The sequence below is a fragment of the Akkermansiaceae bacterium genome (genome assembly GCA_019634595.1).
Lineage (GTDB): Bacteria > Verrucomicrobiota > Verrucomicrobiia > Verrucomicrobiales > Akkermansiaceae > Luteolibacter.
Map to the genome: position 1 here is coordinate 760,062 of JAHCBC010000003.1, position 24,835 is coordinate 784,896.

Genomic DNA, 24,835 nt, shown 5'->3' on the forward strand with positions numbered 1-24,835 from the left:
ATTTGGGGACTGAAGCGCTTTCTTAAGATCAAGGATGCAGTGCGGTGATTTCAGAAATCCTCCACTTAGACAGGCTTTTTGTCTTTCGCCGACAACCTGACGGCAATATCGGCAAAATCCTCGACCGGAAACGCCCTTGTCCGCCATTTTTCACCCGCTTCCCCGCCGTCGTCCGCCGGTTCCCGTTCGATGACCCCGTCCTGTTCCAGAAATCCGAGCCGGATCTTCAGGTTTTCGGTTTCGGAGCGGTGGATTTTCCTCATGAGTTCGCGGAGCTTCAGTGGCTCCACTGACAGCTTGTCCACGATGGACGCGTCCCTCGCATCGGTGGAGCCGTTCTCCGGTGTCGGGAAGATCCTCCTCAAGGTATGGACGTGGAGCTCATGGATGAAGCGGGCGATCCTGCACGCCTTCGTCGCCAGGGCGGGGATCTTTTCAGGCTCGGAACCACGGTTTCTTTCGATCGCCCACAGGACGGTGGCGATGTTCCATGGCAGCATCGGACGGGGATTGACCACCTCCTGCTCCACACCCCCGATGCTGAACCGCTCCGCCTGCGCGCGCACTTCGGCATCCAGCATCCCGATCACTTCCGGCTCCGGCAGGAATACCTTCGGATAATCGATCCGCAACTGGAGGACCAGGTTGAAGAATCTCAGGTAGAGGCTCGATGTGTCAGTCACCGGAAATGGTTCCAGCGACAATTCCGGCACGCCCATGAGAACGCCGAAGCCCGGGATCACTTCCATGCCCCGCTTCCGCAGAAGATCTGTCACCGGCCCGAATTCGGCCCATCCATGGATGGTCACGCGGGCTTCCGCCGAAGGTTTGGAAGCCAGCCGGTGAAGCGAGTTGGGCCGGAGCCTTTTGCCGAGGAGATCCCGGTAACACGCCTCTCCTTCCGCATAGGCCAGGAGGTGGGGACCGTAGGCGCTCAACGGGGGTTCCTTGCGGACGGACCCGTTGCGGACATCATGGAGGAACTGGAAGGAAGCCGGCTTCATCGACGGCAGCCCGTGGATCATGGCGTCCTGCAAAGAAGGAGGCATGATGTGCCGGAGCGATGCGTGCGCCTTCACCAACCGCTTCGCCATCTTCACCTGCTCGGGCTTGATGCCGAGCGGCAACTTGATCTCCGCCCGGGAAGTGATCCGCTCCTGCAGGTCGAGCGCTCCACCGGTCGCCGCAGTGAACCAATAGGGGCACCGGTCGTCTCGGCTCAGCAGGGTGACCGGTGTGCCGATCAACTGCGGAACCTGGTCCACATGGGTTTTGTAGCAGGCCATCCCGCCCACCACCGCCGTCGCGAGAAGCAGGGCGTGGGCGATCAGGTAAGGAGCCGGAACTCCTGTCGCCTGGGCGACGTTGAGGCACCCGGCGATGAGTAGATCCGTCTCGAAGGAAGGTTCGTCACGCATCGGAGCCATCCGCCAGGGATGCGAGAAAGAGGTCGGGGCTCACCTCATCGAATTTCCGCGCTCCGATCACCAGCTTTCCGTCCGGTTGGCGTCCCAGCACCTCGGCCCCGACCAGCACATCCACCAGCGGCCGGTAGAGCGAGGTCTTCTGCTGGTCGAACGAGCGCACCAGCGCGGTGAATGAAAGAATACGCTTCTCTTCGATCTTGCGGATGATCGAGCGGACACGGCGCAGGATCTCCTCGCGCCGCGCCGCCTGGCCCAGTTCCACCCAGCGGAGGCAATGCCTGCGGAGAATCTGCCTAGCTGCGGCGAAGACGGCTGCGATCACCTCGTCGTCATCCGGTGGCTCGAACTCGCGCATGTGCGCCCGCAGGTAGAGGAAGGTCCAGGCCAATGAAAGAGGCAGCCCCCTGACACTGGCTCCGACCTTCACACCCGCGGAATCGCATTCGGCAAGGTAGCGGACGTTCTCCTCCTGGAAGCGGAATGCGCTCTGGTCCGACTTGAATCCCGCATCGAGTGGCATGCCATCGCGGCGAAGGATGATTACCCTGCCGACCACCCTTGAGAAAAGGTTGAAGAAGTAGCTCGAATTCACATCCGCGACGCAACGAGCCGGCGTGTTGGACAGCAGGACCGAATGTTCCAACAGGCGGGTAAGGTCCGCGAACTGGCTCTGGATAACGTCGTTGTCCGCGCTGAAGATCGCCTGGAGGCCACACGGCCGACTGTGCTCGACGCTGACAGGGTATTTCGGGCTGGGAAGCATCGTCTCCGTCCCCTTGAGGATGCCCAGCAGGCGGGAAAGCTCCTGCCTTCGTTTCGGCGAGCCGGTGGATTCCAGGCTCATTCCCACCCCGAGCGCGTGCGAGAGATGGCAGCCGATGAGCAGCTTCGGAACGTCCGCCAAGGCCGGGGATTCCAACAGCACGGCAGGACGGAGGAGCGATTCGATCCGCCGCTGCCTCAGGTCCGGTCGCAGGTCCTCCTCCGAGGAACGCGGCCGTTCATCGTCCTGCTCGAATCCCAGGTTCGCCCGGAGCTCCCTGATGTTCATGATCTCCAGATAGGAGTTGGTATCGGCTTTGGCCGGATCACCCGCGAACGAAGCGTGGAGAACGTACCGCAATTCGCCCGGGTTGATTCCCGCCGCCCTCTCCAGGATCTGGCGGTTCGCCATCCGCGGTCCGTTCAGCAGGAACTCCATGGCCTGGGGCAAGGCACCCTGTGACTCGGGAACGACAAGATCCAGCTTCGGCACCTTCACCTTTCCCCAAGGCAGGTCCAGCAACGCCGTAGGTGCCGCCAGCCCTCCGAGGATCGACGAGCACACGACCAGCACGTTGTCGGTATCCACCCCCAGCGTTCCCGCCCAATGAGATACCCCTGTCAGCACCCGGGCGTCGGGTTTTGGGGGCTCAGCCCCGGAAGAATGTTCGTTGATGGAGGTCTTCATCTTCGTCGTGAGAAAAGATGCCCCGGCAGGGGAGAACGTAAAGCCAAACACATTCGCAACCTGCTAATATTTCGCCACATACAAAATATTATCAGTCCACATGAGTTCACAGCGGATCACGCCGGTTCGTCCCGATTTTCCGGATTTGACGACCCCTCCGTCACCCCGGATGGGAGATCTTCCATGAACCAAGAAATGTTTCCTCCCACCGTCCTCGGCCAGCGCACCACCATGAACGGAAAGCCGGTCATCCATCGCCCCGCAAAAACAGTCCTGACAATTCCCAGCCCTGAATTCGGCGAGAAGCTCCTCTGTGACAGCGCGGTCCTGAACCTCGGGGACGCCTGCGCCTTCAGCTGCGAGTTCTGCTACGTGTCGTCCATCATGTACAAGCTGGACAAGGAGCTCATCGAGGAGCACCTGAAACGTCCCTGCAAACCTGCGGACTTCTCCAAGGTCACCATCCGCCGCCAGGATGCCATCAAGCTTCTCCGGAGCCAGTTGCTTGATGCCAAGGGCCGCCCCATCTATCCCCACGGGGATGACAACCGGGTCGTATTCATGTCCAGCTTGGTAGATCCCGCCGCCAACATGGAGCTACTCCGGGAAACCGCCGAAGCCTGCAACCTCATCCTGAACCATACCTCCTGGCAGATCCGCCTACTCAGCAAGAGCAACCTGCTTTACAAGCTCGTGGCCGACAACCTCATCCCGGAGAAGTTCCACCAGCGTCTGATCTTCGGTTTCTCCACCGGCACGCTCGACGACCGGGTCGCCCGCGCCATTGAAACCGGCACGCCGCTGGTGTCAAAACGGCTGGAGGCGCTCCGCTGGCTCCAGGACCGCGGATTGCGCACCTATGGCATGATCTGTCCCAGCCTTCCGCAGGCAAACTACGATGAATTTTCCCGCCAGGTGTGCGAGGCGATCCGCGCGGACCGCTGCGAGCACGTGTGGGCGGAGGTTCTCAATGTACGCGGACAGTCGTTGACCCGCTGTATCGACAGCCTCCGGAGCGCCGGCCTTGCACAGGTTGCCAACCAGCTCTCGGAAGTCGGTGGCACCGGCAACACCGAAACATGGGAACTCTACGCACGCGATACCTTCGAGGCGCACGCCCGCCATGTTCCTGCGGGCAAATTGCGTTTCCTGCAGTACGTCACGAAATCCAGCACGGACTGGTGGGACCAACAACGCGGACGCGGCGGAATTCCCCTGGGTGCGGCAGCAAGGCGCCACGCGGAAAATTCCGCGCCCTCCACCCCGGAACCCAAGCTGGACCAAGAGGACGAAGCCTATCTGAAAGCGCGGGAACGGATCGTCCGTGCGGCCATCAAATCCAGCGTCGCCGCTGCCCGTGCCCTCCATGAAATCCACACCTATAAGGATGGCCTGCTTTGGAAGAAAGATCACCCCACTTTCGAGGCCTACTGCCGTGTCCGCTGGAATTACGGCAAGTCCCACGCCTACCGTCTCAAGGAGTGCGGTGGGTTCATCGGTGAAATCGAGTCGGCGGGTGGAAGCCCTCTTCCTCTCTCGGAAGGCCAGATCCGTCCATTGCTCCAGTTGCCTCCCCAGAACCGGGTGGAGTGCTGGGAGAAGATCACGGCCGGTCACAAGCCGGAAGAACTGACCGCCAGGATGATTGCCGATGACGTGGGGAAATTCGCCGCCAGCCGGAACATCGACATCGACCGCCACCGGCAACAGCCGGAACCATCACAACGCGCCACCAAAATATTGGACCAACTCCGGAAGGTCGCTGCGGGCATGGAGCGCGGTAACGACATCGGAAAACTGATCGACCGGATCCACGGCCTGATGGTGGAGTGAGAGACGTAAGAGACCGGTCTTCCGTGTCAGGAAGACCGGCTACTTGGACGTCACCCTACTTGCTCTCGCCCAACTTCATCATCAGGTCGTCGAAATTCTTGCGGTCGCCTTCCTCCAGTTCACCGATCAGCTTGTCACGCCACGCCGCCAACAAACCGTCCACGAGCTTCGCGTAGGGTGACGATGCCGGAACCTGGATAGATTCCGCCTCCGCCCGCAGCCGCGCCGCCAGACTGCGATTCTCCGCAATCTCATGCTTCACCAGGTCGATCACCGTCTGATGGGTCAAGGTTCCACCCAGTTCCGCAAGAGGAGTATCCGGGGAAATGGAAGGATCGAGCAACCACTCCACGCTGGTACCCGTGCGGTCGCGGATCTGACGGGCCACCTTTCCCGGGATCTTCTCCTTTCCCTCAAGCACCCGGACATAGGGCTCGGAGCGCTCGATCAGGTCCGCGAAGCCCCTCTGGGTGCCGAACTGGTGAAGGGCGGGATGGCCGCCGATGAATTTCCTGAGCAGTTTGATAGGATTACCCTGTTTCGACATGGCGAATGCGAAGCCATGCTAATTCATCAGCATTTAAGATCAATTCTTTTTTATTTATAGCGTTACTTTCTGCGATTCTTTTTTACTTGCGAGTACTCGGCAGGAGGATTCTATTCCGTCCAGCCATGAGCTCTTCGTCCTCCTCACCCAACGACCAGAACGCGCCGACGCCAACGGTCATGCTTACCCGTCAGGACCTCTCCAATCGTTGGAAAGTGTCCATCCTCACGATCAAGCGCCGCGAGAAGGACCAGAGCAACGGCTACCCGAAGCCGATCCGCATCGGCCCCCGCATGATCCGTTACCGCGAGTCCGACATCCTCGCCTACGAAAGCCAGCAACAGATCGCCTGACCTGGTCATGTATCCTTCGCTGCCATACTTGCAGATGCTGCTGATCGCGGAAATGCGATCCCGCAACCCTGACCGCAGCCGTATCGAACAGCTGGAGCAAACAATCCTCCAGCACCCCGACCTCCGCAAACAGGTCACTGAGCACGTCCGGAACGGTAACCGCGACGTCACCGTCCAGGCCTTTGATCCGAGTCATCGCCCGGGCATCCTCCGCATCGTCAGAATCCCGAAAGGAACCAAGGTCCGCATCACCTACTCCCCTGACGACCGCGACTACGTCCAGTCACTCTACTGGTACCTCGGCATCCTCCTTCCGATCACGGAGAGCCACCTCTGCGACCACACACATGCCTACCGACCGAGACGGGGCATCCAGACAGAGATCCGTCAGATCCTCTCGGTGATCACCACAGGATACGACCACCAGGTCGTCATCGCCCAGGAGGACGTGAAATTCTGCTTCGATCATGCACCGATCGCATTGATCCTCCACATGCTGCCACCGTGGACAGCCGGACAAGTGATCCTGCTGCAACAACGCTACCGGGAGACGGTCATCCCGAACGGTATGCGGCCACAAGGAGGCCCCCAGGGACACCCGGCCATCTGCGCCCTCGTCAACCTGGTCCTCGACCACATCCTCGCACCTACCCGCAAACGGTTCGAAGGACACGCTACCCTCATCAACTTCTCCGACGATTTCGCATTCGTCGGCACCGGCGATTATGTCCGGGAGATGAGGAAGGAAGTGCAGGCAGCGCTCAACGCCCATGGTATGACGCTCAACCCTGATAAGCGCCGGACCACCCGTGTGGGTCCCGGAGCCAAGGTGATCATCCTCGGACTTGAATTCGAATGGATGGCAGCAGACCCACGGCCGATCATCCGCCCGAAGCGGCAGGCCTACCGGAACCTCAGCGACAAGATCGCCGGGGCGACCCACAACAAGCACATCCAGGCCATCATCAGAAGCTGGAAGGCCCACTATATCGCGCTGTGCAACGACGCTGACCACGACCGCAGAACCCAAGAAGCCATCAGCGAGGGGCTCCGACGCCACTCCGCCGGCAAGCCGCAAACCTCTCGCCCCAATTTCGGGGGAATTTAGAAATCAATACCGGCACGCCGATCGTGCCGCGGGCTCCGAAGACCCGCTCTGCAACGTCAGCAACTTCATCACGGCGGTCGCCACCGGGCGACCGCCTCTCCCGCACTTTGACAATTTTCCGCTCTCCCGCCCCGGGCACCCTGTCCAGGTCGGATCTGCCGCCCGTCATGGGCAACATCACAAGGAAACACGAAACAATGATGAACAACCAGACACCGCCCCCACCTGCGGGGTATCCACAAGCCTATGCTCCAGGCCAGCCATCCCCCGGCACATTCGCCGCACCCGCTGCGCCGCCTCCTCCCGCTCCAGCGTATGCTGGCGTCGGAACAACCGTAGGAACGCCCCCTCCAACACCCGCTGGTCCTCCGCCCGCCTACAAACCGTTCCCCAGTGATCCAACGCTGATCTTGCAACGGGTTGATCGCGACAGGATCTCGGCGTCAACCGAAGCCTGCCACCGCCACGCCATCGATCCGAAGCGTGTCGCCAGCTTCATCAAGCGCTGCAAAAACGGCGCGCACTTCCCGCCCGTGGTTCTTTTCCAACAGGCGGACGGCAGCCTTCTGCTCGTCGACGGCCTCCACCGCCTCGCGGCTTTCGATCAGATCGGGGTGAAAATCATTTCCGCGGTCGTCATCGACGATCTCGGTCAGGCATTGGTCGCCGGCATCCGCCAGAACATCCCCGGCAACGGCACGCTCCGCTCAGGTCACGATGCTATGAAAAGTCTCTTCCTTCTCGCCACCGCGCTCGGTCGCAAAATCACGCCGCCGGAAGCCGCTTCCCTCGGGCTGCGCTTCGATGACAGCCACGAGGTCCTCTCCCCGGCGACCCTGAGTTTGCTCACTCCGCTGCCGCACTTCCCGTCCAGCGCGGCGGCACCTGCCAAACCACCCGGCAAGCCGCCGACCAAGCCGAAGAAAAAGGCCGCTTGATCAACCTGCCGCGGGGGTTAGAATCCCGCCTGTTTCGCCATGAATTTCCGCAGCAGTAATTATTCTGAAATCCACCTTGGTAAAGTGGATCGCGGTTTGCGTGGCGACAGAAGAACAAATGCCAAAAGAAAACACTCCAAGTCAGGAGCGCCCGCAGCAAGCGTGCTTGTGGGCGGAACTCCTGCACTCCCGGATCGAACTGCGCTCGGTAGTCAGACGAGCCAAGCAGGCGAAACGGGACCGGAGGCGACCAGCGTAACTGACACGCTGGTCCTGACTGTCAAAGACGCCGGCAAACGCGCAACAGTCCCAACCCTGGCTGCCCGGGTATGCGCCAGACCCCGACGGGCCGATCCTGCCGCCGCACCAACCATGATAAGGAGGTAACCCGACAACAAGACCTACTCATTGATGAAGACGCCTCGGGATGTGCACGTCCCGGGGCGTTTTCGCTTCTGGGGAAGAATCGTTACCAGTGGCAATCTCACAAACTGCACTGCCCTTCATGATCGCTGTAGAGAAGAAAAGCGTCAGTCGCTGCTGAAGGCCAGTAGCGAGAGTGCAATCTAACACGATCAGCATCGAGGACGCAAAAAGTGTCAAAGAAGCGGCAAAGATCTCATACCCCGCTGCACAACCTCATTTAAGAATGAGCTATAACACACTTAATATACGATGGTAGCAGAGGGCGGATTTGAACCGCCGACCAAAGGCTTATGAGTCCTCTGCTCTACCACTGAGCTACTCTGCCATCGTCCGGTTCCGGAGCGGTCAGGCTCGCGGAGGGGCATTCGGTTACCTGCGCCCGCCGGGTTTGTCCACCCGAAATTCGGAAAATTCAACCCATCACGGCTGAAAAGTCCTTTGAAAAACCAATCGTTCCGCTGAAGTAACAGTTGCTCCAATCATCAGAAACCTGACCCCATGTCCTCAAATCCACTCTTCTCAACCCGCCGCTCCTTCCTCAAAGGACTGACCGTCACCACCGCCGGTGGCATCATCCTGCCAAACATGCTGCTCCGCGCCCAGGACACGCCTGCTTCGAAGAAACTCGGCATCGCCTGTATCGGTGTGGGCGGCAAGGGCTTCTCGGACATGGTGAACGCTTCTTTCGAGAACGAGATCATCGCCATCTGCGACGTGGACGCGAAAAACCTGGCGAAAGCCGCCGCGAAGTTCCCAAAGGCGAAGCAGTACCGGGACTTCCGCAAGATGCTGGATGAAAATGAAAAATCCATCGACGCGGTGACCGTCTCCACCCCGGACCACACCCACTTCCCCGCCGCGATGCACGCCATCGCCCTCGGCAAGCACGTCATGGTGCAGAAGCCGCTGGTGAACACCCTCTGGGAGGCCGACCAACTCCACAAGGCGGCGAAGAAAAAGGGCATCATCACCCAGATGGGCAACCAGGGCCACACCTTCGAGGAAAACCGCCTGCTCAAGGAGTGGTTCCAGGCGAACGTCATCGGCAAGGTGAAGGAAATCCACGTATGGACCAACCGCCCGATCTGGCCGCAGGGTCCCGCCGTCGCCCCGAAAGATGCCGAAGCGCCGGAACACCTCGACTGGGATCTCTGGCTGGGCGCCGTGCCGAGCCGTCCTTACCAGACCGGCATCGCCCCGTTCGCATGGCGCGGATTCTTCGAATACGGCAGCGGTGCCCTCGGTGACATGGGCTGCCACAACCTCGACCCGCTGGTCTGGGGTCTGGGACTGGGTGTGCCGGACAAGATCGAGGCGACTTCCGAAGGCCTCACCGACATCGCCTGGCCGAAGGGCGCGAAGGTCCAGTATCTCTGGAAGGACATCCCCGGCCACGGAGAGATCAGGCTGTTCTGGTACGAAGGGAAAAATGCCGACGACACCCCTTGCCAGCCCGCCCCACCGAAGGAGCTGGGCGACCAGAAGCTCAGCGGCAGCGGCTTCTACATGGTCGGCTCCGAAGGCGTCCTCTACAACCAGGGCGACCAGGCGAAAAAGCTCACCATCTTCCCCGAACAACGCTCGAAGGACTTCCTCGCATCCCTTCCGGCGAAGACCGTGGACCGCAGCCCGACTCCCGGAGATCCGCAGAAGGAATGGTCCCTCGCCATCAAGAACGGCAAGGAATTCGCCTTCATGTCCCACTTCGACTACGCAGTTCCGCTCACCGAACTCTGCCTCCTGGGCGATCTGGCGATCCGCACCGGCAAGCCGATCGAGTGGGACCAGAAGAAGTTCGAGGCCGTCGGCAACCCGGAGGCGAACAAGCTGATCAAGCGCGCCGAATACCGGAAGGGCTGGGACTACTCCGTGGACAAGATCTGATCACGGCCGCCGCGTGATTCCAAAAGCCCCCGTCCAGCACCGGACGGGGGCTTTTTTGTTCCCGCCGAAATCATCACGGCCCGATCAAATCACTCGCCCTGAACGGAAAATTGGCCTCTATTGGATACCTAGTCATGTCCCAAGCCATCATCGATCCAGAGGAGGTCCGCCGGTTCGCCGCCGAACTGAAACGGTTCAACATGGATCTCCGCGACCGTTCGAACTCCCTGCTGTCCCGCTTCAACGCGCTGGGGGACACCTGGCAGGACCAGGAGCAGGAGAAATTCTCCGGTGAGTTCCTGCAGATGATGAAGTCCGTGAAATCCTTCCTGGAAGCGTCGGAGCGGCACACGCCCTATCTGCTGCGGAAGGCGGACCGCATCCAGCAATACCTCGACCAACGCTGATCTCCGCCATGTCCGACCAAGCCAGGGTTGCCTCGATCGATGCGCTGGAGCTGTTCCGCGCCGATCTCATCCAGTTCATCCTGAAGGCGCGCACCGCACTGGAAGAAGCGTCCAGCGATGTCCGCCACACGCAGGACTGGCTGGACCGTGACCGCTACCTCCACTGGAGCAACGAGATCCGCAAACGCACGAAGCTGCTCCGCCAGGCGGAACAGGAACTTTACAGCGCCAACCTGACCAACCCGCTCTCCGCCAATCCCCTCCAGAAAATGGCCGTCCACCGGGCGAAGCGGGCACTGGAGGAGGCGGAGGACAAGATGCGGATCATCACCCGCTGGCGGCACCGCTTCGAACGCCTGGCCACCCCGCACCTGCGCGGCCTGGATCCCCTGCTGTCCATCATCGCCCAGGATCTGCCGAAGGGCGTCGCCTCGCTCGCCGAGTCCATCAAGGCCCTCCAGGCCTATGCGGAGAAACGTCCGTCCGCCCCGACTCCTCCACCCACCGACCTCCCGCCACCCGCATGAGTTCCTCCGGCAGCAAAGGCTCCCTGGCCTCCGCAACCCGCCAGCTTTCCAGCCGGTGGACGGAGACGCGGAAAACATGGCGCGACCACAAGGCCATGGAATTCGAACAGGTTTATCTGGCGGAACTTTTCCATCGCGTGGAAGATACTTTCCGGGTCCTCGATGACCTCGACCAACTCCTGCACAAAGTTCATGCCGAATGCGACTGATCCGATGGATCCCGCGCGGATCCTTTCCGCGATCGAGGGAATCAAACGCCGCGTCGCGGAGACGGCGGAGGCGGAACTTGAGCTTGAGAAGACCCGCAAGAGCCGGAGCCTGAAGCTGGCCCAGGAGATCACCCGCAGGGAGGACAGCGACGCCTCCGCCCTGGCGGCCCGCCTTGCCGAGCTGGAGTCCACCTACGAGACGGCGACCTCCGCCCGCGAGCGGGCATACATGGGCCGCCGCGACCATCTGCCCCGTGCCTACCATGCCAGCCGTGCCTCCCTCGCGAAGCGCCTGGAGGAAAAGAAGCTCGAGGCCGTGGGCAAGGCCCAGGGAACGATCCTATCGGAACGGAAGGTCCTGCATGAACGGCTGGCGGAAACCACCTCCAGGCACCAGGCGGTGATGGTGGATCTCCTCACGGACCGCGAGGCCATCCGCCAGCTCCGCGATGAAACCTTCAGGGTCTTCCGGACCTACGGCCCGGTGCTGGAATCCCTTTTCGAGAAGAAGAACGGCTCGGATGCGGGCTCCGGAGGACGGGAGGAGTCTCTGGAACAGATCGCGGCGGGGCGTGGGCATCTTGCGAAGGCCGCGGGCCAGCCTCTGGCAAACGCCTTCCGGCTGGCGCCTCTCTGGGCCGTCATGCTGGTCGCGGGGGGCATCCATGTGGGCATCGTCCGCGGGGTGGGTCCTTGGCTTTTCGCCACCGTGGGACTGGTCCTCCTGGTCTGGAGCATCGGTCTGATCCAGGCATGGCCCGCAGCCAGACGGATCGCGGACTGCGTCGCGCGGGCCCGGGACGCATCGAAGAACGCCGAAAAAACCTCCGCCGGTGAAGTCAGCGCCGTGGCGGAGGAAGTCGCGGAACACGAGAAGGCCCACAGCGAAGGCCTCACCCACACCTTCCAGGCGACGGAGAGTGAGATCACTTCCCTGCTGAGGAAGGGACAGGAGGAGCTGCAGAAGAAACTGGCGCTGCTCCCCGACCGGATGCTGGATCTGCACCGCAAGCGTCTGGCACGCCTTCACAATGCCTACGTGGAGGAAGTGGAACGCATCCGGAAGGAGGCGGAGGAAACCTCCGGCCGGCGCAAGCAGGCCCGCGCGAATGCCGCCCAAACCGCCACCGTTGCGATGGAAAACTCCATCAACCAGCTCGCCGGGCCATGGCAGGATGATGTGGTCGGGACCCAGCACACGCTTTCCGGACTGGATGAGGGATCCGCGGTGGCATTTCCGGCATGGACGGAGCAATCCGCATCCGCATGGTCCCCTCCGCAGGCGGCACCGGCGGCCATCCGGATCGGCCGGATCCATCTCGAACCATCCCGCTTTCCGGGAGGTGTCCCGAAACACCCGGCCTTTCCGCTCACGGAGTCGTCCGCCCCGCTGGCCCTCGGTTTCCCGGAACGCGGCTCCATCCTGATCGAAACGGACGGCGACTCCCCGGCGGCAACGGCCGCCCTCAACGCCATCTCCATCCGCATCCTCGCCTCACTGCCACCGGGCCGGGCAACCTTCGTCTTCATCGACCCCATCGGCCTCGGAAGGGATTTCGCGGGACTGATGCACCTGGCCGACTACGAGGAAACGCTCATCTCACACCGCATCTGGACCCAGCAAGCCCAGATCGAGGAACGCCTGGCGGAAGTCAACGAGCACATCGAGAAGGTCATCCAGATGTACCTGCGGAATGAGTTCGCCACCATCGCTGACTACAATGCGCAGGCTGGCGTCATCGCGGAGAAATACCGCTTCCTGGTCATCGCGGGATTTCCCTCCGCATTCAGTGACACGGCGATGAAGCGGCTGCGCTCGATCGCTTCCAGCGGTGCCCGCTGCGGCGTCCATCTCCTGATCCAGCGGGATGTCCGGCAGGCCGGGGTCGATCCCGCGCTGGATGAGGAACTCCACGGAGCCTGCCTGACCGTTTCCGCCCGTAAGGGGGAACTGGTGCTGGCAGGCAACCGCGTGACCTTCGACCCGGCGCCGGAGGATCCGTTCGCCAGCACGCTGATCCACCGGATCGGGAAGGCGAGTGTGGATTCCAACCGGGTGGAGGTTCCATTTTCGCAGATCATGCCTGCGGCGGACGAGGTCTGGTCGCTGGACACCGCGGAGGAACTCCGTGTTCCCATCGGCCGGACAGGGGCGAAGAAGCTCCAGATGTTCTCGCTGGGAAAAGGCACCCGCCAGCACGCCCTCATCGCGGGCAAGACCGGCTCCGGAAAGTCCACCCTGTTCCATGTCATCATCACCAACCTCGCCCTCTGGTCCTCACCGGAGCAGGTGGAGTTCTACCTGGTGGACTTCAAGAAGGGCGTCGAGTTCAAGTGCTACGCTGACCGGAGGCTTCCGCACGCCCGTGTCATCGCCATCGAAAGCGACCGCCAGTTCGCCCTGAGCGTGCTGCAGCGGGTGGATGCGGAGTTGAAACAGCGGGGCGAGTTGTTCCGGAAGGCAAGCTCCCAGGACCTCGCCTCCTACAACCGCAGCGGCGCCGGACGCCTGCCGCGCACCCTGTTGCTCATCGACGAGTTCCAGGAGTTTTTCACCGAGGATGATCCGGTGGCCCAGCAGGCATCGCTGCTGCTGGACCGCATCGTCCGGCAGGGCCGCGCCTTCGGCATCCATGTCATCCTCGGCTCCCAGACGCTTGGCGGGGCCTACACGCTGGCCCGGGCCACGCTTGGCCAGATGGCGGTCCGCATCGCCCTCCAGTGCAATGAATCCGACGCCCACCTCATCATGGATGAGGACAACCCCGCGCCGCGCATGCTGACCCGCCCCGGAGAAGGGATCTACAATGACCAATCCGGAACGACCGCGGCGAACAGCCCCTTCCAGATCGTCTGGCTGCCGGAAAACGAGCGGGACGCCATCCTCACCCGTGTGAAAACGATGGCCGATGAAGCCGGCAATGGAGACGCTCCAATCATCTTCGAAGGAAACGCTCCTGCCGAGATCGCCTCCAACCCGGACCTCTCGGAAGCCCTGCGGGCAGCACCAGCCACCCGCCCTGCCGTCGCCCACGCGTGGCTTGGCGCACCGAATTCCATCAAAGGTCCGACCGCCGCCACCTTCCGCCGCCAGAGTGGCAGCAACCTGCTCGTGGTCAGCCAATCTTCGGAGCAATCCGCCTCCCTGCTGGCCGGTGCGCTCATTTCACTGGCAGCACAATATCCGGAGGACCAGGCGGAGTTCATCATCCTCGACCCACAGGCGGCGGACGATTCCGCTGGAAGCATCCTGAAAGACCTTGCGGAAAAACTCCCCCACTCCACCCGCGTCGGCGGTCCTGCGGAGGCGGCGGAGTGGTTCAACGGACTGGCCGCAGATCTCGCGGCCCGGGCGGCCGACTCAGGGAAAGGCTCCCCCGAGGTCTTCGTGCTCATCCATGATCTCCACCGTTTCAAGGCACTGCGCCCCGATGATGAGTTCCGCTTCAGCTATGATGAGAGCGCACCCGCCGCGACGCCTTCACAGACCTTCGCGGATCTGGTCGGCGAGGGTGGTTCTTCCGGATTCCATGTCATCGCCTCGACGGATACATGGAACAACGTGGGCCGGTGGATTCCGCGCAAGCTGCTCGCGGAGTTCGGGATGCGCGTGCTGTTCCAGATGAGTGCCGCGGATTCCTCCAATCTCATCGACTCCCCGGAAGCATCCGGCCTGGGACTGCACAAGGCGCTGCTGCATAACGAACAGCTCGCCACGCTGGAGGTGTTCCGGCCCTATGCCCCGCTGGAGACGGCATGGACGGAGGAGGCTGCCGCACAGATCGCGGAAAGAAGCTAGTGAAGCTACTCCCCAGCGCGGGCGAACCTGACGACGAACACGCCGCAGGGCGGCACATCGACTTTCAGGCTGTTCGCGCCTGCTGAAACGACCTCGACCGATGGCACCACCACGTTCCGGTTTCCGCTGTCGTTCATCGCGTTGATGTCCTGGTGAGCCAGCTTCCACACCGATTCACAGGTATAGCCTTCCGGCAAGGCGACTGTGACGGTCTGCGCGGTGTCCGGGGACCGATTCACGAGGGAAACATGGACATGCCCGTCGTCCGCCAGCACGGCGGCGGCATCCACATAGGGCAGGGATACGCCCTCCATCGAAATCGGATCGTAGCGGGTGTCACCGTCGATGGTGGGCTTGATGGTCGTCATGTCGAGCGACGCACCCTTGGTCACCACATCCAGTTTCCGGCCGACCATCCGCTCCCGGTATTGTTTGAACACCGGGTAAATGGCCGTGCGGAAGGCGTCATCCTCACCCACCGTCCGGACCAGCCCGTGGGCATTGACCGGGAAAATGTAGTTCGCCATCCCGACCGTGGGACTCTGCCGGATGAAGGCGTTGAGCATCCCCCCGACCACCGCCGCATCGAACGCGCGACGCGGTGACTGGCGGCTGAACGCGAAGCCTTTCTCCCCATTGACGGAGTGACGGTTGTTCCACTCGTCCACGCTCAGCCGGATCGGCCGGTCCTCGCGGCCGAGCTTCCGGTTCGCTTCCTTCAGTTGCCCGCCAAGCTGGACGAGGTGGGCTTCCATCTCCGCCGGCGCGAACAAGGTGTTCAGCGGATCCTGGATCTCCCCATCCTTGACCTTGGAGTTCACGTAGTAGTGCTGGGTCAGGAAGTCGATCAGGCGGCCGTTCTCCCCCAGCACCATTTCATTCCATTTCTTCGTGTGGCCGATGCCCAGCAACTGCAGGTCCGGATGGTAGTGGCGGATCGTTCCCGCCCACACCTTCAGCCTCCGGGCATACTGCTCGTCCGTTTCCTGCACCCGCGCGCTCCGGCTCTTGAGATAGTTCTCGTTGCCGATGCACCAGAACCGGACGCCGTAGGGTTCCCGGTGGCCGTTCTTCGCACGGAGTTTCCCGAGATCCGATGTCTCATCACCATTCACATAGGAAATCCAGTCCAGAGCCTCTCCCAGCGTTCCCTCATGGGCAGGATGGAGGCTCATGTTCAGGTTGATGTAGGGAACGGTCCCCACCTTCTTGCACCACTGGAGGAACTCATCGGTCCCGAACTGATGATTCTCCACCCCTCCCCACGCCAGGTTCGGCACGGTGGGGCGCCCGCCTTTCGGGCCGATGCCGTTGCGCCACTGGTATTCATAAACGACGGTCCCTCCCGGCCAGCGCATGACCGGGATCTGGAGTTCCCGCAGGTGCGGGATGAGATGCTGCCTGACGACGCCGTTCTTGTCCGCAACACCGCCGTAGATCATCTGGTCGTTCACGTTCTCCAGCATCTGTCCGTAGATCATCGGGTCGATCCGGGCGGGGGCGTCCGGAATCCCGACGGTAACGGTGGTCGCCTGTGCCCGGATCCGCCCGGCACAAGCGACCAACAATGAGCAAATCAGCAACGGGACGGAGTTTCGGACGAAGGATCTCATCGGATAGGTCATGACACACGATCCCTGCCGAAGCCATGGTCAAAGCCCACCCAACCATGTCCGGGAAGCCCATCTCCATCATCCAAGGCCGTGGTCCCTCGCCTGGACCTTCTCCCGCTCGCGGTACTTCGCCGGTGGCTCGCCGAATTCCTTCGTGAATGCCTTGCTGAAGGAAAACGCGTCCCCATACCCCACCTCTTCCGCGATCACCTGGTGGGTTTCGTTGGTCAGCATCAGCAGCTCGCATGCTTTCCGGAGACGCAGGAGCGTCAGCCTCTGCCGCGGGCTGCACCCGTAATGTTTCTGGCAAAGGCGGCGGAGATGCTCGCGTCCGACGTTCGCCACTCCGGCCATTTCGTCGATGCTCCATTCCCCGTTCAGCCCGGATCCCACCGCCGCCCACATCCGCGCCAACCTCGGTTCCTCCTCCACCGGCTTCACCAGACCCACCAGGGACGCCCGGATCAGGTCGCACCAGATCCCCGTCAGCCGCGGGTCATTCGCCCGCGCGACCTCTTCCAACAAGCCCATGTTCGCCGCCTGCAGGGAATAGGCCGAAGCCCGCGTCAGCCACGGCCCCGGATCCCGGAATACCTCAGGATAGGAGGCATCCGGCTCGAACCGCACCCAAACGTAGTGCCACTCCTTCACCTTTGGCGAAACCCTGTAGCCATGGGGCGCTCCCGGCGGCATGACATAAGCCGCGTCCTTTCCCGCCTCCTGCCAGGAGCCTTCCGCCACGACCAGTCCCTCACCCGCAACCGTCACCAGCACCAATCCGAACCCCGGCGAGGGCCGGATGAAAGACCACTCGCCGCCCGCCGTCGTCACCCCGATGTCGCGGATCCCCAGCTTCCGCAGCAGGGGACATGCATCGCCGTCCACCACCTTGCGGTCGATCACATCCACGAATCCCTCTGTCTCGACCAGGCGCATTGGCGCATACTTTCGCAACAGAACGCCGGTCTCTTTCAATCCGAATCTCCGGGGTCCATCGTTCCGCCATCGTCCTCCGCCCCGTTTCTGGAGCGGAAATCCGCGCTTTCCCCGTGGATTGACAGCCCCGCACCCCTCCCCCATCGTCCCCGGGATCCCGCTTTTCCCGCATTCATCCATGATTTTCAAAAGTCTCTGCCGCCACGCTGGTATCGGCGCGAATTCCTACCTTCTGGAAACTTCCTCCGCCCGCGTGGTGCTCGACTCCGGCATGCACCCGAAGCATGAAGGGATCGAAGCCACCCCGCACTTCGAGTTCCTGCAACCGGCGACGGTGGACGCGGTGGTCGTGACCCACTCCCACCTCGACCATGTGGGCACGTTGCCCGTGCTGCTCGGTGAACAACCCCATGCGAAGGTCTTCCTGTCCCCGGAGACGGCGGAGCTTTCCTGCGCGCTGCTGCACAACTCCGTGAACGTCATGCAGGCGAAGCGGATCGAGCTGGGCATCACCGAATACCCGCTTTTCGAGCACAAGGACATCGACCGCATTTCCGAAGGCTTCGAGCACAAGGGCATCGAGCGCCCGTTCGACCTCGACTATGACGGGACGATCCGCGCCACCTTCCATGACGCGGGGCACATCCTCGGTTCGGTGGCCGTGACCATCAAGGCGGAGGGCAAGACCATCCTCTACACCGGGGACGTGAACTTCGAGGACGCCACCGTCCAGAAAGGTGCCCTGCTGCCGGAGGAAACGGTGGACGCCCTCATCATCGAGACCACCCGCGGCGACCACGCCCGCAAGCCGGACTACAACCGGAAGGACGAGGAGAACGCGTTGGCGGACGCCATCCGCAACGTACTGGAGCGGAACGGCTCCGCCCTCATTCCCGTCTTCGCCATGGGCAAGACCCAGGAGGTGCTGGCCATGATCGACCGCTTCAAAAAAGAGGGTCTGGTGCCGAAGAAAACCCCCGTCTATATCGGCGGGCTGAGCACCAAGATGACGATGATCTACGACCGCTACGCGGACGTTTCCCGCCGGAATCTGCCGGGATTCCGCTTCATGAAGCACATGGACCTGGAAGCCGGAACGAAGAAGCGCATCGGCCCGATCCCCTTCCTGCCCGGCTGCATCTACGCCCTCTCCAGTGGCATGATGACGGAGAAGACGGTCTCGAACAACTTTGCCCGCCAAGGTCTGCTGGAAAACCCGAAGCACGGGCTTTTCTTCGTCGGCTACGCCGATCCGGACTCCCCCGGTGGCCGCATCCGCGCCGCCCAGCAGGGCGATGAGGTCGTGATCGACTCCGCCTACCCGGCGGTGAAGCTGAATTGCGAGGTCCGCGTGTTCGACTTTTCCGGCCACGCGACCCGTGAAGCGATCGCCGACTACATCTGCAAGGTGAAGGCGAAAAAGACCTTCCTTGTCCACGGTGACGATCCGGCGGTCGAGTGGTTCCGCCAGGAAATCTCCCGCCGCCTCCCGGAAACCGAAATCATCGTCCCGCAACCCGGGGACTCCCACGAAATCTAACTTCTTCCCCTCCTCCCGCCGGAAGCCGAAGCTGTCCAACCCATCACCGCATGAAATTCTCCCTCGCCCTCACCCTCACCGCCGCGCTCACCGCGACGTCTTTCTCCCAACCGCTGACCCGCACCACCATCGCCACCGATCTTGAGGATGCGATGGCGTTCGACATCGCCCCGGACGGCGACATTTTCCTGACCGAGCGGGAGGGCCGCCTGCTGCGCGTCCGCCCATCCACCGGCGGCATCTTCGAAGTCGCGAAAATCCCGGTCGAGCACCTCAAGAAGACCGACCGCAACAGCCCCTACGCCCGTGAGGACGGCCTGCAGGGCATCGCGCTGGACCCGGACTTCGCGAAAAACGGCCACGTCTTCCTCTACTACTCCCACCCGGAGAAGCTGGTGAACCGGCTCGCCCGCTTCACCATCAAGGACGGGGTGCTGGACCTGGCCACCGAAGTCATCGTGCTGGACGTGCCGATCGAGCGTGCGAACAAAGTCTGCCACCACGGCGGCGCGCTCGAGTGGGGTCCGGACGGCCTCCTCTACCTCAGCACCGGCGACAACACGAACCCCTTCGAGACCGACGGCTTCAACCCGGTGGACGAACGCGAGGGGCATGAATACGCCAACGCCCTGCGCTCCGCGGGCAACACCAACGACCTGCGCGGCAAGATCCTCCGCATCAAGATCAAGCCGGACGGAACCTACTCCATCCCCGAAGGAAATCTTTTCAAACCCGGCACTCCGAAAACGCGCCCTGAGATCTATGTGATGGGCCTGCGGAATCCGTTCCGCTTTTCCCTCGATTACAAAAAAGGCACGCTCTACTGGGGCGAGGTCGGTCCGGACTCCGGCAAGGACAGCGAACGCGGGCCGATGGGCTACGACGAAGTGAACCAGGCGAAGAAAGCCGGTTTCTTCGGCTGGCCGCTCATCATCGCCGACCAGAAGCCTTACGCGAAATACGACTACGCCACCAAGACCATCGGCGAAAAATTCGACCCCGCCGCGCCGAAGAACACCAGCCGCCTCAACACCGGCCTCACCGACCTTCCGCCCGCGAATCCTGCCTTCATCTGGTATCCCTACTCCGAGAGCAAGGAGTTCCCGGTCATGGAAAAAGGTGGCCGCAACGCCATGGCAGGCCCGGTCTATTACTACGACGCCAACCGCAAGCACAACATCCTGGGCAAGGAAGGCGACGCCACCCTGCTCACCTACGAGTGGATGCGCGGCAAGATCTACAAGGCGAAGCTCGGCAAGAACGAGGAGCTGGAAAGCCTCACCGTATTGGCCGACAAGTTCGTCCACCCGATGGATCTGAAGATGGCCGCCGACGGCAGCCTCTACCTCCTGGAATACGGCAGTGAATGGTGGTTCGGCACCAACGGCAAGGTCATCCATCTCACCCCGGAGTCCGGTAACAAGCCGCCCGTCGTGGAGGCGGAGAAGTCCGGCGACAAGGAGTTCAGGATCAAGTCCGCCACCGATCCGGAGAACGATCCGCTGACCATCACCTGGTATGCGACCACCGGAGCCACCGAGGTCAGCCTCGGCACCGGCAACACCGCCAAGCTGACCGCCGAAGGTGCGACCGAAGTCCGCGCCGTGGCCACCGATGGCAAGGGCAACACGACCGTCGCCCGCATCCCTCTGGTCGAAAAGGTGAAGCAGGAGCACCTGTCCCTCAAGATCGACGGCCAGCCGAAGTCCCTCGCCTTCGGCCAGGAACTCGCGATCAAGATCGACAACAAGAACATCCCGAATCCGGATGATGTCATCATCCGTGCCCGTTACATCCCGGCGACCGGTCACGACTCAGGCGGCCCGTCCGTCAGCTCCGAAGTGGAGAAGCTGCTCACCGCCCGCCTCTGCTTCGCCTGCCACCAGATCAACGTGCCATCCGTCGGCCCGAACTACGTGAACGTATCCCTGAAATACCGTGGCCAGGCGGACGCGGCGGACTTCCTGAAAGGCAAGCTGAAGAACGGCAGCACCGGCGTCTGGGGTGAAGTCCCGATGCCACCGCAGATCGCCGTGACCGATGCCGAAGCCGACCAACTCGTGAAGGCCATCCTCGGACTTTCCGAAGGATTCAGCGAAGCCAAGGGCATCGATACCAAGCTCAAGCTCTCACCAGCCCCCGCCGACGCCGCACCGGGTGGGGCCTGGGAAATCACCGCCGAGGCCCCGGGCTACCTGCCGTTCAAGCAACGGATCGCCGCAGGGAAGTGAGAGGCTGCATGGCAGGGACGCCATTCCATGGCGTCCGGCGGTGAAGATCCGCCACCACCCCACGATTCCATTTCATCCCAGGATCCCCCGTTGGATCTTGGGATGACGTCTGTCAGGGCATCGGCATTACAGCCCCCGCCCCCTCACAACAGCAACGAGTAAACCTCGCTGTCGTGCCACCCATCATAAATCTTCTCCGCCCTCCGCAGCGTTCCTTCATACTGGAACCCCAGCCGCCGGGGAATCGCCCGGCTTCGCGCGTTCTCAGGCGCGCAGCGGATCTCGATCTTCTGGAGCCGGTAATGCTCCCTGCCAATCCCGATCAGATCCTCCACCACCCGGGTCATGATGCCTTTCCCGTTGAACTCCTCCCCCAGCCAATACCCGATCGACCCAACGCCGTTCGTGCGGTCGATGGTGTTGAACCCTGCGACGCCCGCCACTTTGCCGTCATAAAAAATCGTCGCCGTCAGGCTGTCGCCGTTCGCAAAGCCATAGAGCTGCCGCTCCAGAAAGGCCCGCGTGTCATCCACGCTCGTCGTCATGTCCAGCCACGGCAGCCACTGGCGGAGGAATGCGCGGTTCCGCTCCGTCAGTGCGAACAGCTCCTCCGCATGGGCCTGCACGGAAAGGCTGAGCCGGATTCGGTCGGTGAGCTGGCGGGAGAACATCCCGCTGTCTAACAGATCATGGGATCGTGATCCAGCATGATCTGGAAGCGGAAAAGTGGCTGGGGCATCTTGCCCCAGGCCGTTGCCGGGGCTTCCAGCCCCGATCTTCAGACCGGTCGGACAAATGAAGCCGGTCTGAAGACCGGCGCTCCCAGCACCTCCCTCACATCGTCCCGAATTTCCCCTCCAGCACCTTTCTCCGGTAGTCGAACACCCTTTCCAGCTTCTTCCCGACGAAAAGCCACCGCGCCAACTCCCCGATGATGCCCATCGGCATCGCGTAGTGGACGAGGTCCGTCACCAGCACCCCGCCTTCGATTTCCTCGAACGTATGGCGGTGATGCCACAGGCAGTAGGGGCCGAGCAGTTGCTCGTCCACGAATGACACCCCTTCCTCCACGCACCGGATCTCGGTCACCCAGGTCATGGAAAACAGGGGCAGCACCTCCGCCTTGTAGGTGATGATCTGACCGTCGTGCACCCTTTCCGACGAAAGATAGGTAACTTCAAAACCCGCATCCGCCGGCGTAAGATGCGCCAGATTCCGCGGGGTGGAGAAAAAATCCCAGGCGACCTCCCGGGAAATGGGCAGACGCTGCTCCTGCCGGAGGACGTGGACTTTCATGGGTTCGAGAAAAAGTAGCGGGCGCTCTCCAAAATGCCGACCGCCAGTTCTCCGCCGTCCAGACCATTGGTGTCCACCTTCAGGTGGGCGGTTTCCTCATACCACGGCCTCCGCTTCTCCATGAGGGACTCGATCTTTGCCACCGGGTTCTCGGTCTGGAGCAGCGGACGTTCCCGGTTCCGGGATGTCCTTTCATAAACCACGTCAACCGGCGCGTGGAGCCACACCACATACCCCATGTTCCGCAGCAACCTGCGGTTCTCCTCCCGGCCCACCACACCGCCGCCGGTGGAAATGATCCGCCTCACTCCGGAGTGGCATTCATGCAGTTCCTTCAGCAGCCCGGTTTCGAGATCACGGAAGTATTCCTCCCCTTTCTCCTCGAAGATCCGGCTGATCGGGCGGCCCTCCCGCTGCTCGATCACCGTGTCCATATCCACGAGTTCGTAGCCGAGGCGCGAATGCAGCTCCCGGCCCACCGTTGATTTCCCGCTCCCCATGAACCCGATGAGAATCAGGTTTTTTGGCAGAGGTTCCTGCAAGTTCATGCCGCATGGTAGCGGGTTCCCCCACCGGTTCAAAGTTCGATGTTGGCCGCCCGGCCTTCCGTGTTCACACTCCCGCCGTGCCAGAGACCAAAGTCATTTACGCCGACGACGAGGAAATGAAGGACGCCGTGCGCGAGGCAGCCTCCCTGCTGCGCGCCGGGGAAACCGTCGGCCTGCCCACGGAGACCGTCTATGGCCTGGCCGCGGATGCCTTCAATCCGGATGCCGTCGCGAAGGTCTTCTCCGCGAAGGAGCGGCCTTCGTTTGATCCGCTCATCGTCCACATCGCCTCCCGTGGCGACCTGAAGCGGGTGGCCGTCGTCCCGGATGACATCCTGGAAACGGTCAACAAGCTCACCTCCGCCTTCTGGCCCGGCCCGCTCACCCTCATCCTGCCGAAACATGCGGACGTCCCGGATCTGGTCACCAGCGGCCTGCCCACCGTGGCGGTCCGCCAGAGCGCGCACCCCATTTTCCGCGCGGTGAACAAGGAACTCGGCAATCCCATCGCCGCGCCCAGCGCCAACCGTTTCGGCAGCATCTCCCCCACCTCCGCCTCCGCGGTGGTGAAGGAGCTGGGCGGAAAAATCCCCCTCGTCGTCGATGGCGGAGCGTGCAGCGAAGGTGTGGAAAGCACCATCATCTCCATCGAGCCGCGCGAAGGAAAGAAGCCCGTTTTCCGCCTGCACCGCGCCGGCCCGATCACCAAGGAACAGCTCCAGGATTTCGGCAAGGTGGAGAAAGTGAAAAGCATCTCCGAAAGCGCGCCGCAAGCTCCCGGACAACTGGCCAGCCACTACGCGCCGCGCACCCCCCTCATCCTGCTGGAGGACATTTCTTCATTCCAACCGGAGGAGGGAAAGAAATACGGCCTCATCGCCTACCGCGGCGAGGATGACAGCGACTACGTGAACCTCCACGACTGGGAACAGGTGGAAAGCCTCAGTCCCGGCAGCGGGAAGCTCGCGGAGGCCGCCATCCGGCTGTTCTTCGTCATGCGCCTGATGGATGAGGCGGGGCTCGACTGCATCGTCGCCGAGCCCGTCAGCGAAACCGGGCTGGGTGTGGCGATCATGGACCGCCTCCGCCGCGCCGCGGCGAAGTGATCACTTCCCGTCCAGCGCCCACTTGCTGGCCTGGGAAAGTTTCTCGATCGGGTATTCGATCGTCTTTCCGTTCTCCAGCTTGAGCACCACCACATCCGCCTTTTTCTCCACCAACGCGGCGCGGATGACCTTGCCTTCCGTGTTCGACCAATCGGTGAACTCGGTCTTTTCGGCGGTGGGTTCGGCCGGGGTGGCGGGCATGGCGGATTCCTTCTTCGCCGCCAAGGCGACGGTCACCGCCTCATCCAGCTTCTTCGCCCAGCGCTTGTCGCCCGACATGTTCGAGTAGTCCGTACCGGTGATGAACTCCAGCTTGTCCGGCTCCACCACCGTCACGCGGGGAGAGAAATTCCCGATCTTGCTGGTCTTGGTGATGGCAGAGCTGAGGGCGGAGACGTTCACCTTCTCAGGATCCGCGTCATCTTCCACGACCAGCACATAATCCCGCTTCAGTTCGGAGTAGGCCTCGGCGGTGCCCCACTGGGTTTTCGGGCAACTGGATTTGGAATCCGTCTCGATGTAGATCAGCGCCTTTCCCTGGGCCTTGGCCGCTTCGCGGGCCGCATCGAACTGGGATGACTTGAACGCACCTCTCGGAATCTCACCGGATGAGATGACAGGAAGCGCCAGCAACAGATAGAGGGGGAGTTTCTTCAT

The 24,835-nt window shown here is 62.2% G+C and carries 21 protein-coding genes and 1 tRNA gene; 12 read left to right on the top strand and 10 right to left on the bottom strand.

The features are described 5' to 3' along the window. Positions 1 to 65: 65 nt before the first annotated feature. Positions 66 to 1,427, bottom strand: coding sequence for a hypothetical protein (locus KF712_14005; GenBank protein ID MBX3742107.1), 1,362 nt, complete (start codon positions 1,425 to 1,427; stop codon positions 66 to 68). After that, the gene (locus KF712_14010) at positions 1,411 to 2,877 is read right to left on the bottom strand and encodes a hypothetical protein (protein MBX3742108.1); all 1,467 of its coding nucleotides are present in this window, start codon (positions 2,875 to 2,877) and stop codon (positions 1,411 to 1,413) included. Before KF712_14010 ends, KF712_14005 begins: the two co-directional genes overlap by 17 nt. A gap of 195 nt (positions 2,878 to 3,072) precedes the next feature. On the opposite strand from KF712_14010, the gene KF712_14015 reads away from it, so the two are divergent. Further along, complete coding sequence (locus tag KF712_14015; protein MBX3742109.1) at positions 3,073 to 4,710, top strand: hypothetical protein; 1,638 nt, start codon at positions 3,073 to 3,075, stop codon at positions 4,708 to 4,710. A gap of 55 nt (positions 4,711 to 4,765) precedes the next feature. Here the strand turns inward: KF712_14015 and KF712_14020 are convergent, their stop codons facing one another. Beyond that, on the bottom strand, positions 4,766 to 5,257 hold the full coding sequence (locus KF712_14020; GenBank protein MBX3742110.1) for a hypothetical protein: 492 nt from the start codon (positions 5,255 to 5,257) through the stop codon (positions 4,766 to 4,768). Positions 5,258 to 5,382: 125 nt separating this feature from the next. On the opposite strand from KF712_14020, the gene KF712_14025 reads away from it, so the two are divergent. The 3 genes from KF712_14025 to KF712_14035 all read left to right on the top strand — a co-directional run bounded on the left by KF712_14025 (position 5,383) and on the right by KF712_14035 (position 7,656). Further along, entirely contained in the window at positions 5,383 to 5,610 is a 228-nt protein-coding gene (locus KF712_14025) for a hypothetical protein (GenBank protein ID MBX3742111.1), read from the top strand. Positions 5,611 to 5,662: 52 nt separating this feature from the next. After that, positions 5,663 to 6,718 carry a hypothetical protein gene (locus KF712_14030; GenBank protein ID MBX3742112.1) on the top strand — a complete coding sequence of 352 codons (1,056 nt, stop codon included), beginning with the start codon at positions 5,663 to 5,665 and terminating at the stop codon, positions 6,716 to 6,718. 410 nt (positions 6,719 to 7,128) lie between these two features. Next, on the top strand, positions 7,129 to 7,656 hold the full coding sequence (locus KF712_14035) for a ParB N-terminal domain-containing protein (GenBank protein ID MBX3742113.1): 528 nt from the start codon (positions 7,129 to 7,131) through the stop codon (positions 7,654 to 7,656). A gap of 676 nt (positions 7,657 to 8,332) precedes the next feature. Here the strand turns inward: KF712_14035 and KF712_14040 are convergent. After that, positions 8,333 to 8,407, bottom strand: a tRNA-Met gene (locus tag KF712_14040). A gap of 173 nt (positions 8,408 to 8,580) precedes the next feature. On the opposite strand from KF712_14040, the gene KF712_14045 reads away from it, so the two are divergent. The 5 genes from KF712_14045 (at position 8,581) to KF712_14065 (ending at position 14,908) form a co-directional block, all read left to right on the top strand. Next, on the top strand, positions 8,581 to 9,966 hold the full coding sequence (locus KF712_14045; GenBank protein MBX3742114.1) for a Gfo/Idh/MocA family oxidoreductase: 1,386 nt from the start codon (positions 8,581 to 8,583) through the stop codon (positions 9,964 to 9,966). Positions 9,967 to 10,100: 134 nt separating this feature from the next. Beyond that, complete coding sequence (locus tag KF712_14050) at positions 10,101 to 10,373, top strand: WXG100 family type VII secretion target (protein ID MBX3742115.1); 273 nt, start codon at positions 10,101 to 10,103, stop codon at positions 10,371 to 10,373. Positions 10,374 to 10,381: 8 nt separating this feature from the next. Continuing rightward, complete coding sequence (locus KF712_14055; protein MBX3742116.1) at positions 10,382 to 10,900, top strand: hypothetical protein; 519 nt, start codon at positions 10,382 to 10,384, stop codon at positions 10,898 to 10,900. After that, positions 10,897 to 11,109 carry a hypothetical protein gene (locus tag KF712_14060; protein ID MBX3742117.1) on the top strand — a complete coding sequence of 71 codons (213 nt, stop codon included), beginning with the start codon at positions 10,897 to 10,899 and terminating at the stop codon, positions 11,107 to 11,109. Before KF712_14055 ends, KF712_14060 begins: the two co-directional genes overlap by 4 nt. Beyond that, complete coding sequence (locus tag KF712_14065) at positions 11,093 to 14,908, top strand: AAA family ATPase (protein ID MBX3742118.1); 3,816 nt, start codon at positions 11,093 to 11,095, stop codon at positions 14,906 to 14,908. Before KF712_14060 ends, KF712_14065 begins: the two co-directional genes overlap by 17 nt. Positions 14,909 to 14,913: 5 nt before the next feature. Here KF712_14065 and KF712_14070 read toward each other — a convergent pair whose 3' ends face one another. Then, the gene (locus KF712_14070) at positions 14,914 to 16,521 is read right to left on the bottom strand and encodes a hypothetical protein (GenBank protein MBX3742119.1); all 1,608 of its coding nucleotides are present in this window, start codon (positions 16,519 to 16,521) and stop codon (positions 14,914 to 14,916) included. 78 nt (positions 16,522 to 16,599) lie between these two features. Beyond that, positions 16,600 to 17,457, bottom strand: coding sequence for a helix-turn-helix transcriptional regulator (locus tag KF712_14075; protein MBX3742120.1), 858 nt, complete (start codon positions 17,455 to 17,457; stop codon positions 16,600 to 16,602). 178 nt (positions 17,458 to 17,635) lie between these two features. Here KF712_14075 and KF712_14080 point away from each other — a divergent pair, with 178 nt between their 5' ends. Together KF712_14080 and KF712_14085 are read left to right on the top strand one after the other, a co-directional pair. After that, entirely contained in the window at positions 17,636 to 18,997 is a 1,362-nt protein-coding gene (locus KF712_14080) for an MBL fold metallo-hydrolase (GenBank protein MBX3742121.1), read from the top strand. Between the two features lie 50 nt (positions 18,998 to 19,047). Beyond that, on the top strand, positions 19,048 to 21,228 hold the full coding sequence (locus tag KF712_14085) for a PQQ-dependent sugar dehydrogenase (protein MBX3742122.1): 2,181 nt from the start codon (positions 19,048 to 19,050) through the stop codon (positions 21,226 to 21,228). Between the two features lie 143 nt (positions 21,229 to 21,371). Here KF712_14085 and KF712_14090 read toward each other — a convergent pair whose 3' ends face one another. The 3 genes from KF712_14090 to KF712_14100 all read right to left on the bottom strand — a co-directional run bounded on the left by KF712_14090 (position 21,372) and on the right by KF712_14100 (position 23,072). After that, a complete protein-coding gene (locus KF712_14090) occupies positions 21,372 to 21,899 on the bottom strand; it encodes a GNAT family N-acetyltransferase (protein MBX3742123.1) in 528 nt (175 codons plus the stop codon). A gap of 163 nt (positions 21,900 to 22,062) precedes the next feature. Next, positions 22,063 to 22,524 (bottom strand): SRPBCC family protein, encoded by a 462-nt coding sequence (locus KF712_14095; protein MBX3742124.1) that lies wholly within the window; start codon positions 22,522 to 22,524, stop codon positions 22,063 to 22,065. Further along, a complete protein-coding gene (locus tag KF712_14100) occupies positions 22,521 to 23,072 on the bottom strand; it encodes a shikimate kinase (protein MBX3742125.1) in 552 nt (183 codons plus the stop codon). Before KF712_14100 ends, KF712_14095 begins: the two co-directional genes overlap by 4 nt. A 116-nt stretch (positions 23,073 to 23,188) precedes the next feature. Between KF712_14100 and KF712_14105 the strand changes: the two genes are divergently transcribed. Beyond that, positions 23,189 to 24,178 carry a threonylcarbamoyl-AMP synthase gene (locus tag KF712_14105; protein MBX3742126.1) on the top strand — a complete coding sequence of 330 codons (990 nt, stop codon included), beginning with the start codon at positions 23,189 to 23,191 and terminating at the stop codon, positions 24,176 to 24,178. Here KF712_14105 and KF712_14110 read toward each other — a convergent pair whose 3' ends face one another. Beyond that, positions 24,179 to 24,835, bottom strand: a complete 657-nt coding sequence (locus KF712_14110) for a hypothetical protein (GenBank protein ID MBX3742127.1) — start codon at positions 24,833 to 24,835, stop codon at positions 24,179 to 24,181.